Annotated in this window: 12 protein-coding genes; 2 read left to right on the top strand and 10 right to left on the bottom strand. The window is 32.9% G+C overall.

Annotated features, from left to right (window positions below; genetic code table 11):
• From AC1Q5Z_RS03285 to AC1Q5Z_RS03255, 7 genes are all read right to left on the bottom strand, one after another.
• Complete coding sequence (locus AC1Q5Z_RS03285) at window positions 1-3,009, bottom strand: SusC/RagA family TonB-linked outer membrane protein (RefSeq protein WP_198856150.1); 3,009 nt, start codon at window positions 3,007-3,009, stop codon at window positions 1-3.
• Window positions 3,010-3,253: 244 nt separating this feature from the next.
• Window positions 3,254-5,998: a helix-turn-helix and ligand-binding sensor domain-containing protein gene (locus AC1Q5Z_RS03280; protein ID WP_343588860.1), complete on the bottom strand. Its 2,745-nt coding sequence runs from the start codon at window positions 5,996-5,998 to the stop codon at window positions 3,254-3,256.
• Between the two features lie 96 nt (window positions 5,999-6,094).
• Window positions 6,095-7,279, bottom strand: coding sequence for an acetate/propionate family kinase (locus AC1Q5Z_RS03275; RefSeq protein WP_343588861.1), 1,185 nt, complete (start codon window positions 7,277-7,279; stop codon window positions 6,095-6,097).
• Between the two features lie 164 nt (window positions 7,280-7,443).
• The gene (pta, locus tag AC1Q5Z_RS03270) at window positions 7,444-9,537 is read right to left on the bottom strand and encodes a phosphate acetyltransferase (RefSeq protein ID WP_343588862.1); all 2,094 of its coding nucleotides are present in this window, start codon (window positions 9,535-9,537) and stop codon (window positions 7,444-7,446) included.
• Window positions 9,538-9,604: 67 nt separating this feature from the next.
• Window positions 9,605-10,678 carry a magnesium/cobalt transporter CorA gene (corA, locus tag AC1Q5Z_RS03265; protein ID WP_343588863.1) on the bottom strand — a complete coding sequence of 358 codons (1,074 nt, stop codon included), beginning with the start codon at window positions 10,676-10,678 and terminating at the stop codon, window positions 9,605-9,607.
• Window positions 10,679-11,433: 755 nt separating this feature from the next.
• Entirely contained in the window at window positions 11,434-11,736 is a 303-nt protein-coding gene (locus AC1Q5Z_RS03260; RefSeq protein WP_492443809.1) for a hypothetical protein, read from the bottom strand.
• 206 nt (window positions 11,737-11,942) lie between these two features.
• A complete protein-coding gene (locus AC1Q5Z_RS03255) occupies window positions 11,943-13,661 on the bottom strand; it encodes an FAD/NAD(P)-binding protein (RefSeq protein WP_492443808.1) in 1,719 nt (572 codons plus the stop codon).
• Between the two features lie 331 nt (window positions 13,662-13,992).
• Here AC1Q5Z_RS03255 and AC1Q5Z_RS03250 point away from each other — a divergent pair, with 331 nt between their 5' ends.
• A complete protein-coding gene (locus tag AC1Q5Z_RS03250; RefSeq protein ID WP_492443807.1) occupies window positions 13,993-14,499 on the top strand; it encodes a Crp/Fnr family transcriptional regulator in 507 nt (168 codons plus the stop codon).
• Between the two features lie 56 nt (window positions 14,500-14,555).
• Complete coding sequence (locus AC1Q5Z_RS03245) at window positions 14,556-15,107, top strand: DinB family protein (protein WP_492443806.1); 552 nt, start codon at window positions 14,556-14,558, stop codon at window positions 15,105-15,107.
• A gap of 80 nt (window positions 15,108-15,187) precedes the next feature.
• On the opposite strand, the gene AC1Q5Z_RS03240 is transcribed toward AC1Q5Z_RS03245, so the two are convergent.
• Genes AC1Q5Z_RS03240 through AC1Q5Z_RS03230 form a run of 3 tightly spaced genes read right to left on the bottom strand, consistent with a single transcriptional unit; the run spans window position 15,188 to window position 18,122 of the window.
• A complete protein-coding gene (locus AC1Q5Z_RS03240; protein ID WP_492443805.1) occupies window positions 15,188-16,819 on the bottom strand; it encodes a sensor histidine kinase in 1,632 nt (543 codons plus the stop codon).
• A 6-nt stretch (window positions 16,820-16,825) separates the two neighbouring features.
• The gene (locus tag AC1Q5Z_RS03235; RefSeq protein ID WP_492443804.1) at window positions 16,826-17,839 is read right to left on the bottom strand and encodes a SpoIIE family protein phosphatase; all 1,014 of its coding nucleotides are present in this window, start codon (window positions 17,837-17,839) and stop codon (window positions 16,826-16,828) included.
• Window positions 17,832-18,122 carry an anti-sigma regulatory factor gene (locus tag AC1Q5Z_RS03230; RefSeq protein WP_492443803.1) on the bottom strand — a complete coding sequence of 97 codons (291 nt, stop codon included), beginning with the start codon at window positions 18,120-18,122 and terminating at the stop codon, window positions 17,832-17,834. Before AC1Q5Z_RS03230 ends, AC1Q5Z_RS03235 begins: the two co-directional genes overlap by 8 nt.
• Window positions 18,123-18,144: the final 22 nt, after the last annotated feature.

The following is an 18,144-nucleotide window of genomic DNA, read 5'->3' as shown; positions in this document are numbered from 1 at the left end:
TTAAAATTTTAAATTTGCACCTACTACAAAAGATCTCAATGATGGGTATGCATCTAGCTCAACACCCTGAGTACCTTCAACTAATTTACCATCAGACACTACATCTGGAGAGAATCCAGAGAATTTTTGTGTAATAAATGGGTTAATTGCGTTTACATATAATCTGCAATAGCTAATAAAGTTGTTCTCTTTTATTGGAAGTTTATATCCTAAAGTGATGTTATTTATTCTAAAGAAATCAGCAGACTCTAAGTAATACGTTGAAGCGTAAGGAGTCAAGTTCGAAGGCGCTGGAATTGAAGATGTAGTATTTGTAGGTGTCCAAAAACCATTAGCCATAGAAGCTTCTACATTTTCTCCTCCAAATCTTTGTGCTTTTTTTCCATTATATACTTTTGCTCCTCCTGTTCCGTAACCATCAACAGAAAAGTCAATGTTTTTGTATGTCAATCCTAAAGTAACTCCATAAGTAGAAGTTGGTAAAAGAGAACCTACATATTTTTTATCTTTAAGTTCATCTAAGCCAGTCTGAGGAACTTTAGAACCATCAGCTTTGTAATACAGCATTTGACCATTTGTTGGATCAACACCTGCGTACTCATACATATAAAAGCTACCTAATGGTTGACCTACTGATGTATTATCCAAGATTTTGGTATTTTGACCATTCCCTAAACTTCCTCCAATAATTGGATTTAGCTGAACATTTTTAAGACTCGTAAGTTCATTTTTATTATGAGAGAAATTCCCACCAACCCAATAGCTTAAATTATCATTGATTTTATCATCCCAACGCAATGCAATTTCATAACCTTTGTTAGACACTTCACCAACATGTGCAGGAGTAGCTAATGTAATTCCTGAAGTTGAATATGGTTTAACATTCAAAATTGTGTTTGTTGTATTTTTATCATACAAATCAAAAGATCCTTTTAATCTGCTATTAAACATTTCAAAATCAAAACCTCCTGAAAGTTCTTCCACAATCTCCCATGATAAATTAGGATCAACCTGAGAATTAATTGTAGTACCTGAACCAAGATCTGGATAATCTACCCCTGAAGTGAATACTTGAGTATTAAGAGGTACATTTTGATTCCCTAATCTACCCCAAGATCCTCTAAGTTTTAATAAATTAATTGGCTCTACATTACTTAAGAAGCTTTCTTTTGAAATAATCCATCCTAAACCAACAGAAGGAAATGTTCCCCAACGATTGTCTTCACTAAATTGTGATGAACCGTCACGTCTCACTGTACCAGTAAGCAAATATTTATCCATTAATTTATATTGAAAACGAGCAAAATAAGATGCCAATCTTCTTTGATTAAGTGCTTCATCTTTATAACCTGTTACATCAGCTACATTGTTAACATCTTTCAAAGACCAATAATTAGAATTTGGATTTACATTTTTTCTGTCAATCGTTAACTTTTCTCTTGTACCTTGAACATTCGCCTCAATACCTGCTGTAACTTCTACATCATGAATTTCTGCAAAAACCTTATTATAAGTTAAATAGTTTGATAAATTCCAATTAAAATACTCATCTCTGCTTCTGGTCAAAGTATTTTTATTTAAATCTAAAGGATATTTTTCTACTGTACGAGTAGGATCTGCCGATAACCAAAGAGCCACATTATCTACATAATTATACTGTTTATAAGTATAATACTCTCCATTAAATTGTGATGTGAATTTTAAAGATTTAAGAATATCCCAATCTAATTTTAATCCTCCTTGCAAAGTAACCGATTTTTGCTGTTCATTTGTATAATCTAATTGAGCTACTGGATTTCCAACATTATTAAAAGATGTACCCGTTTCAGATACTACTCCGTTTGAAATAAATGGTACTCCATACTTACCATCCGCATAACGAACAGGAACTAATGGTGATTGTCTGTAAGCATTTGTAAATGCGCTCAAAGGCATTGGCGTATTTTTAATATTACTTACACTAAAATTTTGAGTTAATTTAACTTTTTCTGAAAGCTTGAACTCATTGTTATTTCTAAAAGTAGTACGTCCATAATCAGATCCGTTTAAAATTCCTTTTTCTTCATAATTTCCAAGACTGAAAAAGTATTTTACATTTTCTGAAGAACCTGAAACAGAAATATTGTTCTGAGTATAAGACCCTGTTCTTGTAATTGCGTCTAACCAATTTGTGTTATACGGTTGATTAGCAGAGAATCTACCTTGTGGAAAATCGTTACTATAAGCGGCGTTACTGTAACGAACATACTCATCAGCATTTGCCATTTTTACAGTTTTTAACGGAGATCTAACTCCTGCAAAACTTTCGACATCTACAGTAAGTTTTCCTTTTCCTGCTTTGGTTGTAATCATAATTACACCATTTGCACCTCTAGTACCATAAATAGCTAATGAAGAAGCATCTTTTAATACTTCGTAAGATGTAATATCATTAGTATTAATGTTATTGATGTTATCAGTTGGCATACCATCTACTACATATAAAGGATTTCTTCCTCCTAATGCAGTACCTGCTCCCCTGATCACCACTGATGGAGTACTTCCTGGCGCATCTGAGGTAGATACCTGAACCCCAGCAGCTTTTCCTTGAATAGCTTGAGAAGCATTCATTACTTTCATTTTGGTAATTTCTTCGGACTTAATTGAGCTAACCGCCGAAGTATTATCAATTTTCTTTCTAGTACCGTACCCAATTACAACTACTTCTTTTAAGGCAGTATCTCCTGCTTCTTTTAAAGTAATAGTCATTGTTGCGGCAGTAGCTGGTACAGAAACTGAATCAAAACCCAACATAGAGACTTTTAGAATATCTCCAGGTTTTGCATTAATTGTAAAGTTTCCGTCGAAATCTGCATCTGCAGTTGCCCTAGCGTCAGCTGAAGCAATTATTGCTCCTGGAACTCCCATTCCATTACTGTCAACTACTTTTCCTTTGATTGCTTGCGCTTGCCCCATCATATATGTAGGCAATAGCAAGAGAGCTAAAAAGCTAAAAATAAAATTTTTCATACAGTACGTAATCGTTTAAGTTAGTAGAGCCAAATTAAACAATTACAACGTTGTAGTACATCAAATAACACTACAGCATAGCTACATCACTGTGTTAAATTTTAACTTTACCTTAATGATTATCAGTACTATAAATGTTAACAGAAATCCTTTAACATATCGTTATGATGTAGTAATGATGTATCGTAATTATATAAAAAATGATATTGAAAAATATAAAATCTGTAAAAAATAAAACCAAATCTTACAGACTTAATAAAAACTTTGACAGATTTTCGTCCTGTGTGAGGTTTAGCTTCTTTCTAAGGCGATATCTGTGCAATTCTACGCCTCTAAAAGAGATATTCATCATTGGAGCAATTTCCTTAGAGGAAAGATTCATTTTAAGATAAACACACAGTTTTATATCCTTAGGAGTTAATTGAGGATATTTTTTAGAAAGATTAATAATAAATTCATTGTGAATTTGGTTCAAATTGGTTTCAAAAGTTTCCCATTCGTGTTTATTCACTTCATTAATCTTAATTGCTTTTCTAATTTCGTTTTTAAGTTTGCCAAAATCTTTTTCCGTTTCCAAAATGCCTTGAATTTTATCAATCATTTCCGTTTGCTTGGCAATCGACAATGATTTGCCCGCTACTTCTGAAGATTTTGCTTGCAATTCCAATTCTAAGATGTGTTTCTCATATTCTTGAATGTTGAGTTCATTTTCTTTCTTTAACTCCATTTCAAGAATTTCTCTCTGATGTTTTAATTCTTCAGCCTGCAATTTTAATTTTTGCATATAACGAAGTTTATTCCACTTATAATAGAAAAACAAAACAGTTCCGATAATAAGAAGGTACAGTAGAATCATCCAAAAAGAAAAATACCAAGGTTCGGCAACTTTAAATTTGTAAAATGAAACTTTGTCATAAGTTGCTCCATCATGTTTGAATATTTCTACTGTATGATAACCGCTGTTTAAATTATTTAAAACAATTAATCCGTCAGAAATTGGGAGAAAATCTTTTTCTTTATCTAGCTTATAAAATAAATTTGGTTTACTAGCTCCATAAATTCCAGAAATGACATTAATCTTTAATTCTGTATTGAATTTTATTTTCTCATCAATTGGAACTAAAACGTCATTACTAAATGCTTCAATTTTTACTTCTGAGTTTTGTCTATTTTCATATTGAAGTTTAAGAGAAACAAATCCGTCATCTAGATTAAACAAATAATAATTGCCTTTCTTGAAAATTCTTAGATTCTCATTAATCAATTTCCCTTTGTAATATTTCTCTTGAATGATATTCCAAACAAACTTGTTGCCTTGCGCATAAATATGATACAAGATTCCATTTTGCAAAACCATAAAATGATCGTCGTCTATAGAAACGACATCGGTCACATTTTTAAAATTTGTATTAAACAATTCGTTTTCTTCCAATTTAGCAGATAAAGAATTGTAGGTATACCAAGAATTATTAATAAGAAAGAGTATTTCTTTTCTAAACTCAAAAATCTTTATACCAAAATCGTTTTGCATCTTACTCTGCTGCGTGACATTTTCAACTTTTAAAGTATTATAGCTGTCATCTAACGAAACGCGATATAAACCACGGTAATTATCGGCTGCCCAAATTTCATTTTTTTTGTTTTGAGCAACATATTTTATTGGTTTGGCAAGATCTTTTATGATTTTATAATGAGACATATTAGAAGGATCATCGTAAACCAAAATTCCGCTATAGGTAGACTGAAAATAAGTATCATTAATACTGCTTTTAGACATATTCCATCCTCCGCTCACTCCGTTTATTTTGGTCAAAGTATTATTTTCATACGAAAAAGTACCGTCGTTATGACCAATAATATATTTTCCGTCAATTTGAGAAATATTCCAGCCTTGCCCTTGCGTATTGGGCATCATATTAAATTTTCCAGCACTGTATTCAAAAATACCGTGATTTGAAGCAATTAAATAGCCTTTATTAATGGATGCCACCGCATAAACCGATCCTAAAATACCCGAATTATCGTAAAAGAAAGAAATAGGAGAATTAACCTCAACGTGCGCAATACCATTATCTAAACCAACCCACAAATCATTTTCTTTATCCAATCCTAAACTTAAAACTGAATTATTCATTAGAACATTGTCGCGCTCAATATTTTTAAAGGAATTATTTTTTAGATCTAAAATAAAAATTCCGCGATTTCCGGTTCCAATAATTAACTTTTCGTTCTTTACAAACTTAGCCACATTAATTGTAGCCGATTTTAAAGTTTCGTTTATCGGATGATCCCAACTTTTTAATCCATTTTTTTCTACAATAAAAACTCCCTTTTTCTGTGTAAAGATGTAAGTCTCATTTTTATATTTTTCTATGGCATGAACAACTGTATTTTTTAAAACATTCCATCCCTTTGGATTTGCAATATGTTTGCCATTCATTTTATAAATTCCGTCTTTAACAGAAGCAACATATAAATTGTTATCTACACCAAAACAATAGGAAATAAGAAACGGAAATTTAATTTTCTTAATTGTTTTTCCATCATAAATAAAAACATCATTAAAAGACTGAAAATAAAGGGAACCTTTGAATCTGAAAATTTTCCAGATTTCTTCGTTGTCTTTTTCATCAAATAATCTGAGGTTTTTGGTAATAGAAACATAATGCATTGTTCCATCTTTTCGATACCAATAGCCAAATTCTTTATAAGAACCAGAATAGATTTTATCTCCTTCAATGAGAATAGATCTAATAATGGTTTTGTTTGGCAGTGTATATTTTTCCCATTTTACTCCGTCGTAACGAAGCAAATAGTGATTATTTGCAAAGTACATCGCATTATCATTTCCTTGAGCCACATTCCAGATTTGATTATCTCCCTGATAATCTGATTTGCTGTAATTTTCGACAAATGGAAGTAATTCTTGAGCCTGAAGTTGTAAAGCGATGAAAAAGAAGAAAACTGATTTAAAAAGTATCGATTTCAAGATATTCGTTTTTAAACCCAAAGATACTCAATATTCATTTTTAGGACAAAAAAAACTCCTCAAGCTTGAGGAGTTTCTTTTGATGGTATTTTTATTCTAATTTTCAAGTAGCTGATAAACCTGATTTGCAATTTCGTATTCTTCGTCAGTTGGAACGACCAAAACTTTCACGGTCGATTTATCTGAATTGATTTCTCTTAATTCTTTAGAACGAATTTGATTTTTTGTTGTATCAATTTCAATTCCGAAATAATCCATGTCGGTACAAATCAGATTACGCATAAATGACGAATTTTCACCAATTCCTGCCGTGAAAACAATTGCATCCAATCCGTTCAAAGCTGCTGCATATGCACCAATTGTCTTTTTAATTCTATAAGCATTCATTTGTAATGCCAGCTGGCAATCTTTATTTCCTTTTTCTGCTTCTGCTTCAATATCTCGCAAATCGCTGTAACCTGTAAGTCCAAGCATTCCGCTTTGTTTCAGCAAAACAGCATTTACTTCATCTGGAGTATATCCTAAATTTTTTATCATATAAAAAATAACAGATTGATCAATATCCCCAGCACGCGTTCCCATAATTAAACCGTTTGATGGCGAGAATCCCATTGAAGTATCAATACATTTTCCGTCTTTAATAGCCGCCATGCTGCAACCATTTCCTAAGTGAATGGTAATTATTTTAGAATTATCTTTTAAATAATTAATTGCTTTTTCAGACACATATTTATGGCTCGTTCCATGAAAACCATAAACACGTACTTTATTTTCTGTTAAAAGATAATTCGGAATTGCATATTTATATGCTACTTCTGGCATAGTCTGATGAAAAGCGGTGTCAAAAACAGCAATTTGTTCTGCAGAACTGAAAATTTCTTCTGCGACATTAATTCCTTCTAAATTGGCAGGATTGTGCAAAGGTGCCAATTCAAAAAGCTGTTTGATTTTTTCTTTTACTTTGTCATTGATTTTTACTGTTGCGCTAAAATCGCTTCCGCCGTGCACCACGCGATGACCAACAGCAGCAATCTCTGAAGTCGATTTAATTACTCCTTTTTCAGGATCCAAAAGCATATTAGCTACTTTCTGTAAACCTACTTTATGATTCGAAATCGGAAGTGTTTCTTCAATTGAAGCTGTTGCTGTTTTAAAAGTTATATTCGAAGTTTCTAAGCCAATTCTATCAATCATTCCAGAACAAATTACTTCGTTTTCTGGCATTATCATTAATTGGTATTTAATTGAAGAACTTCCTGAGTTTATAATTAGTATTTTCATTTTTTTTAAAGATTCTAAGATGCTAAGTTTCTAAGGTGCTGAGTTTTTTTAAAGACTCAAAACTTTTTATTTTATATTTTTAATGTCATGAATTAAAATTGAAATAAAGGCAATTTTTAAAGCAAATTATAATTCATAATTTACCATTAGCAATTCACAATTATTTACATTCCTTGTGCTTGAATCGCGGTAATTACCACTGTATTGATAATATCATCAACTGTACAGCCACGGCTTAAATCGTTTACAGGTTTGTTCAAACCTTGTAGCATTGGCCCAATTGCCAAAGCTCCAGTTTCTCTTTGAACAGCTTTGTAGGTGTTATTTCCTGTATTCAAATCTGGGAAAATTAATACGCTGGCTTGCCCTGCAACCTCAGAATCTGGCATTTTGCTTTTTCCTACGCTTAAATCGACTGCTGCATCGTACTGAATTGGTCCTTCGATTTTTAAATCAGGTCTTTTTTCTTTTACAATTGCTGTAGCCGTTCTTACTTTATCAACCTCATCTCCTTTTCCTGAAGATCCAGAAGAATAAGAAAGCATTGCTATTTTTGGTTCAATTCCAAAAGCTAAACTTGATTCTGCAGAAGAGATCGCAATTTCTGCCAATTGTTCTGCCGTTGGATTTGGATTGATAGCGCAATCTCCAAAAACAGAAACTCTGTCTTCTAAACACATAAAAAATACAGAAGAAACTACAGAAGAATTGGGTTTTGTTTTGATGAATTGCAAGGCTGGTAATATAGTATGTTGCGTTGTATGCGCTGCACCAGAAACCATTCCGTCTGCGTGACCTTTGTATACCATCATGGTTCCAAAATATGATACATCTTCCATTAAATCTCTTGCCATTGTAATACTTACGTTTTTAGCTTTTCTAAGCTCATAATACGTATTAGCATAATCCTCATACATTTCAGATTCTATCGGATTGATGATATTTACTTTAGAAAAATCAAATGTAATTCCGAGTTCTGCAACTTTACTTTCGATTTGTTTTTTGTCTCCAATAATAGAAATATCAACCACATCCATGTCTAACAATCTTGATGCTGCAGTAATAATTCTATCATCATTCCCTTCTGGTAATACGATATGTTTCCTATGCTGTTTGGCTCTTTTAACCATGTTGTATTGAAACATTTTTGGAGTCATACCTTCTGGCTGAAAAGTAATTACTCTTTGCGACAAAGCTTCAATTTCAACATACTTTTCAAAAGTATTAATCGATGTTTCAATTTTGTGTGTATTGTTAGCATAAATCTCCGATTTAATCGAACCAATTTTATTGGTAATATGGTAAGTTCCGCCATCAACAGCAATAATCGGCACAATAGGAGAAAGTCCATCAATAAGCTTTAAAATACTTTCTTCTGGAACAATATTTCCTGTTAGAATAATTCCTGAAATCGTCGGGTAATTTGCCGATTCATTTGCTTGTAAAGCTCCTAAAATAATATCTGAACGATCTCCTGGAGTAATAACTAAAGCATTGTCATGCAAATGCACTAAATAATTGTGCAATTGCATTGCTCCAACACTATAATGCCCAATTTCGTTATTGAGATAATTTTCTCCAAATAAAACTTTAGCATTCAATTCGTGTACAATCTCCTGCATTGTTGGGTTATTAAGGCTCGATATCAACGGAATTGTATTAACCAGCACATTTGACGGTAAACTTTTCTGTAAACTACTCGTAACCAACTCTATATTTTCTGGTTGCACTTTATTGGCAAAAACCGACAAAACTTCAACTTCTTTTACTTTGAAAGAATCATAAACCAAATACAAACTGTCTAAAAGTTCTTCTAAAGTTTTACCAACTCCAGAACCTACAATTATAGTTGGAATTCCGAGGTTTTTTGCAATTAAAACATTTAAATCTAATTCGATTGAAGTTCCTTCACCTGTAAAGCTAGTTCCTTCAACCAAAACAAAATCGAAACGTTCTTCGAGTTTTTTGTATTTCTCGATAATGGTGTCTAAAACTTCTCCTATTTTTCCTTTATTCTTTTTCTTAATCAATCTGCTTTTGGTAATCGCATAAGCATCATCAAACTCAATATCTAGATTAAAATAGGACAAAACTGTTTCGATATGATTATCTACTTCCCCATCAACAAAATCTTCTATTATAGGTCTAAAGTATCCTACTTTGGCCGTTTTACCAATCAGAATACTCATTAACCCGAGTGTAATAATTGATTTACCACTATTATGGTCGCTAGTGGCTATATATATTGCTTTACTCATAATTATTTATATTTATTCTAAATAACAAAATTACATAAATCCTAATTCCTTACGGCTGTAACAAACGTTAAAACCAGCGTCTTTTTTTGAAATAGATAATTAGGGCTATTACCAGCAGAAACATAATGCCCATGACCACAAAATAGCCGTTTTGGGTTTTAAGTTCCGGCATGTTTTCAAAGTTCATTCCGTATACCCCAACGATGAAGGTAAGTGGAATAAATATGGCCGAAATAATGGTCAGGGTTTTCATTATTTCATTCATTTTTCGGCTTTGCTCCGAGAAATAAAAGTTTGAGGCACTTTCTAATGCGCTCATATCCGATTCTATTTGTTCTAAAAGTTCCAGACTTTTTTGATGTAGCCTAATAAAGAAATTAAATGTTTCTTTCTGAATTAAGCCGTTTGATTCGTCATCATCTTTAATTGTTTTTAAATAATAAAGTGAATCTCGAAGCGGTACAATGGAACGTTTTAAAAAATTAAAATTATCACGATGGTTTTCAATTTTTTCAAGAATAACAGGATGTGCTCCTTTTTTAGCCTGATTAATTAATTCTTCGATTTTATCTTCTTCATCTTCAATCGTAATGTAGAAGTTTTCCATTACAGCATCAAGCAATAAATAAAGGAGATAATCTACTTTTTTAGTTCTAACAATTCCTGCGTGTGTGCGAAGACGCTCTCTGATATGCGTAAAAAAATCGCTTCGTTTTTCTTGAAAAGAGATTAGAAGTCCATCTTTCAAAATAAAACTGATTTGTTCGACACTAAGATTGTCCGAATACTCAGAAGGCAAAAGTGATTTTATATTGAAGAATAAAACGTTTTGCTGTTCTTCTAGCTTGGTTCTTTTGGTGGTATTTAATATATCGGCCAAAAGAAAATCGTCAAGTTTAAAATGAGCGCCAATCGTTTTAATAAGATTAATGTCATTTAAGCCATGAATATTTAACCAATTGTTTTTAGTATAATCAAAACAAGAATTTAGAGCCAAGACGGTAAACTTATCGTATTCAATAACATCGGCATCATCGTATACAAAAAGCTGCATTTCGGTCTCATGCTCTTTATGTGAGCCTGTATACTCTAAAGTAATGTGTTGCAGCTTGCGTCCTTTCTTGTATTTGATCTTTCTCATTCATGAAAATTTACAATAGTAATATTACGAAAAAGAATCCGAACAGGAAATGACAATTATCAGTTTGTGAAAAACCTAGATTTAGACGAACTGTGGTGAATTTCTACGTAATTGATACAAACAAAAAAACCGAGCCATTTCTGACTCGGTTTTCATATTCAATTGTAAAGACGCAATACGTCTTTACGGAGTAAATTATTTTACCTCTTCAAAAGTAACAAACCTAGATATACCGGTACATTACAAAACAATGGTACAAATAAGGTACAGATAAATCTGCAAAAAAACAAGTAAAAAGACTACTAAATTAAAGATTTGCCCACTCATTGAATCTCAAAAGTTTCCAAATCAAAAAAAAAATTAATCAATTGAAAACAAATACATTACACCCTATTTATATTCTAATTTTTCAACAAACTTATTAATCAGAAATTTAATTTGATAATCTTTAAAACTGCTCAAATTTTAATGGCAGATTTGCGGCACATTGCATTTTTAAATTAGATAACTTAATAGCATTCAAACACCTGGAACCAAGAAGGATTATAATTTTATAACATCTAATTTTTTCCTAATTACTGTTCTTCAGAAAATGAAATTTGATTTTAAAACGGTTTAATATTTCAAAATTATTTGAATTTCATGTTCTATTATACAAATATACTTGCTGCTCGACTGAAGCAAAAAATTGATTTAGTTCCCTCTTAAAGTTCTTGCGTATACTGTTTTTTAATAAGTTATTCTTTAGTACCATCTTAAAGATCAACCTTTATGTCATTGCCACTTGTACTGATTTTAGGATTCCCTTTTTTAAGCATTTCTGACAGAAGATGGTTAATTTCTGATTCCTGCATGCTGTAATCCAGCTGCCGATCTGTATTAAAATGGAATACCAGCAGTGCAGCTTCTTTAGCATTTTTATTGTTTACAGCTGCAGTGCTCCCTATATAATCAAGTTCAAGCTGTCCAACGTGCAGCAGATCTGTGACAAAATGAAGATCAGTTTTTTCAGGAAGCAGCAACTGTCCTGTTTTGAATATAATAGTGTGTTTGTACATGATTTTCGTATTATAGTTATGATGTCCGTTTGAACAGTGTCCTACTAATTTAAGACAATAATTTATTAAAAGTTCCTTAGTGTCATTTCTTTCATTTTATATTTTTTAATGCTTAATTGTTTGATTACAGCAAACCATTTAAAGTTATAATACTGATTATTAAGCTAATAAAATAATTACTATATTATCAAAACATTACTAATTAATCAATCCTGTAAGAAATTCTGAATAATCTGCATTGAAGCTGCTTCACAAAAATCTAAGCCAGAATAATCAGGATTAAGTCCGCCTATGTAAGGCACTGCCATAATGTATAGGTTTTTATTATAGGCTCCGTACTGATCAATAACTTGAAAATTATCATTTATAGCTATGCCTGATACATTCATAAAATACTCTCCGGCCTCATCTCTTTTTACTGTATTCTCATTCATCATAAAAGCAGCATGGCCGGCTTGGTTAGATTTAAATTTTAAACGTGCAGGACTTACGGCTTTTTGTGAGAGCAGCGTTTTAAAAGGAAAATCATGGTATTCCATGTGAGGCTGGCCTACACAGTCTATAAATGTTTTGTAATAAATTGAATGTTTTTTCTGATCATCATCGCTGAAGTGGTATATTATTCCTCCCTTAAGCTGGGGTTCAATTGTACTCTCAGAACCGACAGAAATAAGATCAAGAACGCCTGCGTGATGAAGAGCGAGAAGCTCTTCACAGGATTTCTGAGGAATATAGGCAATTACAATGGAAATAAGCGGCATGAGGACTTTCTGAAGCCGCTGCATGTCTTCTGCCGACAGGTATTTTGCAGGATGGTTCATGGCAAAGCTAAGCACGCCCAGCATTTCTTTCCAATAAACTGATTCGTGTCTTTTAATAGATTTCTCGGCCTCAGCATATTCAGCTTTTAATAACTGAAAAGGTTCCAAACGCTCGCGAAGTTTCATCATTTCTTCAACAAAATCTTCAATTGATAAATCTTTGATACGTTCATAAAAATTATAATCCCTTTCATGGAATATTTCTTTAAAATTCTTTTCAAATACAAAATCAAGCGAGAGAAAACCATTATTATTTTTTCTGTGATCTTCTATTTCATCACTGCTCAATAAAGAATCATTGGAAAGGCGAGAATCTTCCAGATGGAATCGTACAGCAGGCAGCATGCCGCTTTTCGAATGCATCATAATTTTAAAATCACTACTTTCTGCAGATAAAGTAAAAAGTAAGTTCCCATCTTTATCTGATTCAAATGAACCATTATTTCTTGCAATAGTCCTCACTGCATCTATGGCTGTTAAAGAAGAGCCTTTAATTGCAACAGTATGATTAAACTTCTGTACTAGTTTTTGAGGCGGATAAGGAGCATCGTAATAACCTGGTATTTTTCCTTCATAAGTTACAGGCCAATTATGTCCTGTGCAGATAACAACAGAATCAAATATTTTTGTCAGCCCTGCTTCGGTTTGAATCTCTACTGTACTGTTTTCTACATCATACTTAATGTCAGCAACTACACTATCAAAATGTATTTCTGAACTGATTCCGACTTTAGATCCTGCCTCAATCAGCATTTTAAATTGTGCAGCAAGATATTCTCCAAAAAATAATCGGGGAAATACTTTATAATCGTTAAATTTATTGGGATCAATTTTAAATCTTTCCAGCAGTTCTGCAGGCGCAATGTGTACCCATTCTGACATTGGAATTACAATATCTGGAATCTCATTGCCAGAAACATTGGTAATATGTTCATTATTTGCACCTTCACTACTGTAGGGCATTCCTGAACCAAGCTGTGCTTTACGTTCGAAGATTTCTACTTCAAAATTATTCTTTCCAGATTCAACCAGTCTTTTATATATAAAAAGCCCGCTTGGACCTCCTCCTATAATTGCAATACGTTTTTTATTGTTGGCGGTCATTGAATTTACTTTTATAAGGTTCAGATTATTTTCTTAAAATAAACACGACTGATATTTTACAGAAGCATTTACATTTTTTATCATGTCTTTGACACCAGATAAACGGAAAATGAAATGCGGTATTCAGCTACTTACACTTCCACTTTATCATATTCCAGTCATAAATTTAAATCAAATAAAGATCTTCATATTACAGAATCTTACCTATAAATTACATGATATCACTTAATTCAAATTCCGTTTGAAAGAAAACTTAATTTATAATATAATCTGAATCAAATTTTAGATTTTTGTCATCAAAGCAGATTCCTAACCCACAAACAAAGACAAAATGAAAGAAATCATAGCACTTTCAGATAGACAGATAAGTATTAATAGAAATGAATTTCTGAAAGTAAATGGCACCATAGATACCAATTTATATTATATAGAAAGCGGCAGCATGAGAATTTTTGTTTTGGATGGCAGCGATGAACAAAATATTAGATTTGGATATACTGGAAACTTAATCGTTGCTCTTGATTCTTTTCTAACAGGACAGTCTTCTAATTTATATATTCAATCCATAAAAAAAACAGTTTTAAAAGTGATAACCAAAAAACAGATTGACGAATTTTTATCAGTAAAAAACAACCAGATTTTATGGACAGAAATTTTAGAAAATCTTGCAGTCCAGCAGCTGGAACGCGAAATTGACCTTCTCACAAATTCTCCAAAAGAACGATATGAAAGAGTCTTGAAACGAAGTCCGCAACTTTTTCAGGAAATTCCAAACAGACATATTGCTAATTATTTAAGAATGAGTCCTGAAACTTTATCACGCCTAAAAAAGTATTGATTTGAATCAAGATTTATAAAAATCTATTTTTTGACCTTTACATTAAAATTAAACTTATGCAGTCAGAAAAATTTATTACAGCTCTTTTAGAACAGACAGAAAAGATTATCCAGGAAGCCGAAAAACTAAAAACTTATGATTTAAATGTATTAACATGGAAAGAAGATGAAATTTCCTGGAACATTCTGGAATGCCTGGAACATTTAAACAGATACGGGAATTTTTATCTACCAGAAATAGAAAATGAAATCAAGAATACTGACAGCAGATCTGAAATTGAATTTAAAAGCGGATTAATAGGGAGTTACTTCTCAAAAAGCATGCTGCCCAAAGAAAAATTAAACAAAATGAAAACTTTTAAGGATAAAAATCCTTTAAATGAAAATCTTGACAAAACGGTTATAGACCAATTTATAAATCAGCAGTACAAATTGCTGGATTTGTTACAGCAGTCCCGAAATGTAAACTTGAATAAGGTAAAAATTAAAATATCGATCTCTAGATTAATCAATCTAAAACTTGGCGATACTTTTGAATTTTTCATTAATCATATTGTAAGACATTTTAAGCAGATAGAAAAAATAGAATCATTGGCTAAAATCTCCTAACATTATAAAAATTGTTAAACAGACATAAAGATCATAAAATAAAATCGGTCATATTTATCTCTGATGTAATAAAAAAAGCTTTAATTCTTTGGCAAATAGATCCAAAAAGTTGTTCCCTGTCCTGGCATACTGGTAAAATTAATGACTCCATTATGGTTTTCAATAATACGCTTGCACAATGCCAGTCCAATACCGTTACCGCTGTACTGGTCTCTTTGGTGCAGCCTTTGGAACATATCAAAAATACGGCCTGAATATTCACTGTCCATTCCAATTCCATTATCTTCAATAGAAATTACATGAAAATTACCTGAGGGAGCAGCAGGATCAAAAGCGGTGTCAGTTTGGGCGGAAATTATAAGTGAGGAAATATTTACTGTCGGCTGTGCTGAGTTAAATTTTAACGCATTGTTTATTAAATTATAAAACAGCTGGCGCAGCTGGGTATCGATGCCATTAACAACTGGCAGCGGACTTAAATTTATGACGGCTTTTTTTTCTTCTATAATAAGACTCAGATCTTCTAAAGTCTGTGCAGCAACATCATTAAGATCAACCCTAGCAGTAAATTTATCATGATTATTGACACGGGAATAATTAAGAACATCTGAAATCAAGTTAGATAATCTTCCAGCTGCCAAGGTAATTTTATCAAAATAATAAAGCGTTTTCTGCTGTTCTGTGAGATGTTCTGCTGCTCTTGAAATCATAATCATGATTTTTCGCAGCGGCTCCTGCAGATCATGACTTGTTATAAAGGCAAACTGTTCTAGTTCCTTATTCTTGAATTGAAGTTTCGAGTTTGCACTTTCCAGCTCAAGCTGAATTTTTCTTAGCTCTGAATTATCCTTCAGCGCTTCAACAATCATTTTCTGGGCATTATTATTCACAAAATAAATAAGCCAGCTGCCTATAGAACCGTCTTCGGATTTATTTGGCATAATAGAAATATTGTGCCAGATATAAATTTCCTCTTTTTTAACACGAACATCCGCAGAAAAATATCCTCTATTTTTTTTTACATTACTCCATCCTTCAATAATCAGGTGCACATCATCATGATGTATAAATGCGCCCAGACTTTTTTTATCAAAAGAAAGTAAAGGAACTTTTAGATAAATTTCAAATGCATTATTTGCAAGCAGTATATTGTTTCGGTCATTGACAATGCAGATTAAAACGGGAATTGTATCAACCAAAGTTCTATATCTATTCTCACTCTCTCCCAGCTTTTCTGAAAGCGCTACAAGCTCAATATTCTTCTTTCTGATTTCATCATAAGCAGAAATTGGCGGTTCGTATTTGAAATAATCTGCCAGAGTATTGATTTTTGCTTCTGAAAGAAGTCCAGGTGATGGGACCTGATGGCTTAAAGTTGTTACCGATTTGCTGTCGGCATATTTATATTCTATATTTCCTGATATTTTGGCGGCATATTTATAGGCTTCAGGATTGCATTTTTTAAGATCGACTTTATCGGTAAGGACGGCCATTATTTCTTTGTGGCTTGCTCTGATGATATTGATTCCCAAAACCAGCACAGAATTTTTCCCATTTGCAATGGAACATCTTGCCACTTCTGAAACAGCTGTAGAAAAACGGGTTTGAGCAGGAAGTGGCATGCCGCACATTTCAGCAATTTTCATTGACCGTTTATGAGCCAGTATGAGGTCCATTTCATTGTCAAGATTAATTTTTACAATTTCCTTCATAAAGCCTTAAATTATTTTTCCAACCAGAACTGTAGCATCATCAGTTCCCCTTACATTGTCTTTATACAGAGCCGAAGCTATAATTCCAGGACTCTGTTTAATTATAGAAGCCAGTTCACTGAGATTCCATCTGGTACGCAGTCCATCACTGTGCATGATAATAATCTGATGTTTTTGATAGGCAACACTGGTGCTGTTGATAGTTCGTGGAATATTATGGCCTATAATACCATTATATGGAGTATACGTTTTGTTATCAAGTCCGTTATAAATGCGTGTATTGATATTGCCTATTCCGCAGATATTCCAGCTTTCTGTTTCATAATCAACTGCGGCAATAGTAGCAACAAGTCCTCTGCTTTTTTTAACATGTTCATGAATATAACGTAGCACTTCTGCAGGATCATTTTCAGCGCATTGCTTAAAAGCCCTCACTGCCTGTTCTACTGCTTGGTGAGCATTTAAGCCATGACCTAATCCATCTCCGACAAAAATCTGGAAACCTTTTCTGGAATATTTAATATGATACCCATCTCCGCACACCCGCTCACCGGGATAGTTTACGCTTAGTGCGGCCACATCCAATCCCGTATTGGAATTCGGAACAGATACATCAGCTTTATCACAGATTTTAACATATTGGACAGTTCCCCATCCTCTCATGGAATAAATCTGAAAATCATTGCTTAATCTTTTGATAGCACCAATTCCCTGCCCCAGTGTGCTCGAGGTAGAATAACCATCTTTCATTATCTTGGTAATATTTTCAATACCAGTTCCTTTATCAAGACAATATATTTCTATCTCATTACAGCTTCCATTATAATGTGATCTATATAACAGGTCCCCTCCGCCTGCATATTTAATAAGATTAGAAGTAAGTTCGGCAATTATAATATCGGTTTCAGCTGCTCTGTGCGCTTTATAACCTAACTCAAGTGCTAAATTATGTATTTCTCTTTTGATGAATGCGATAAGACTCCGGTCATCAATTTTGTAAACGGAAAAAGTATTATCCATTTTTCCATTTTATTATAGTAACGGTTGTACCGTTTCCTAATTCTGTCTGTATATCAAATTCATTTACCAGCCTTTTTGTGCCCGGCAGGCCGAGGCCTAAACTTTTTCCGGTGCTGTAACCGTCCTGCATGGCCAGAGCAATATCTTTTATACCCGGTCCCTTGTCAATAAAAGTTACGCGTACTCCCAGATCACGTCCGTTGCTTACAGATTCTATAATAACCTTTCCTCCACCTCCGTATTTGAGAAGATTTCGGACAAGTTCACTTGTGGCGGTAATCAACTTGGTCTGGTTTAAAATACTC

Source organism: Flavobacterium sp. GW823-FHT06G12, assembly GCF_058794775.1.
Note: the sequence above shows the minus strand (reverse complement) of the source record. Positions and strands in the feature narration are given on the sequence as shown.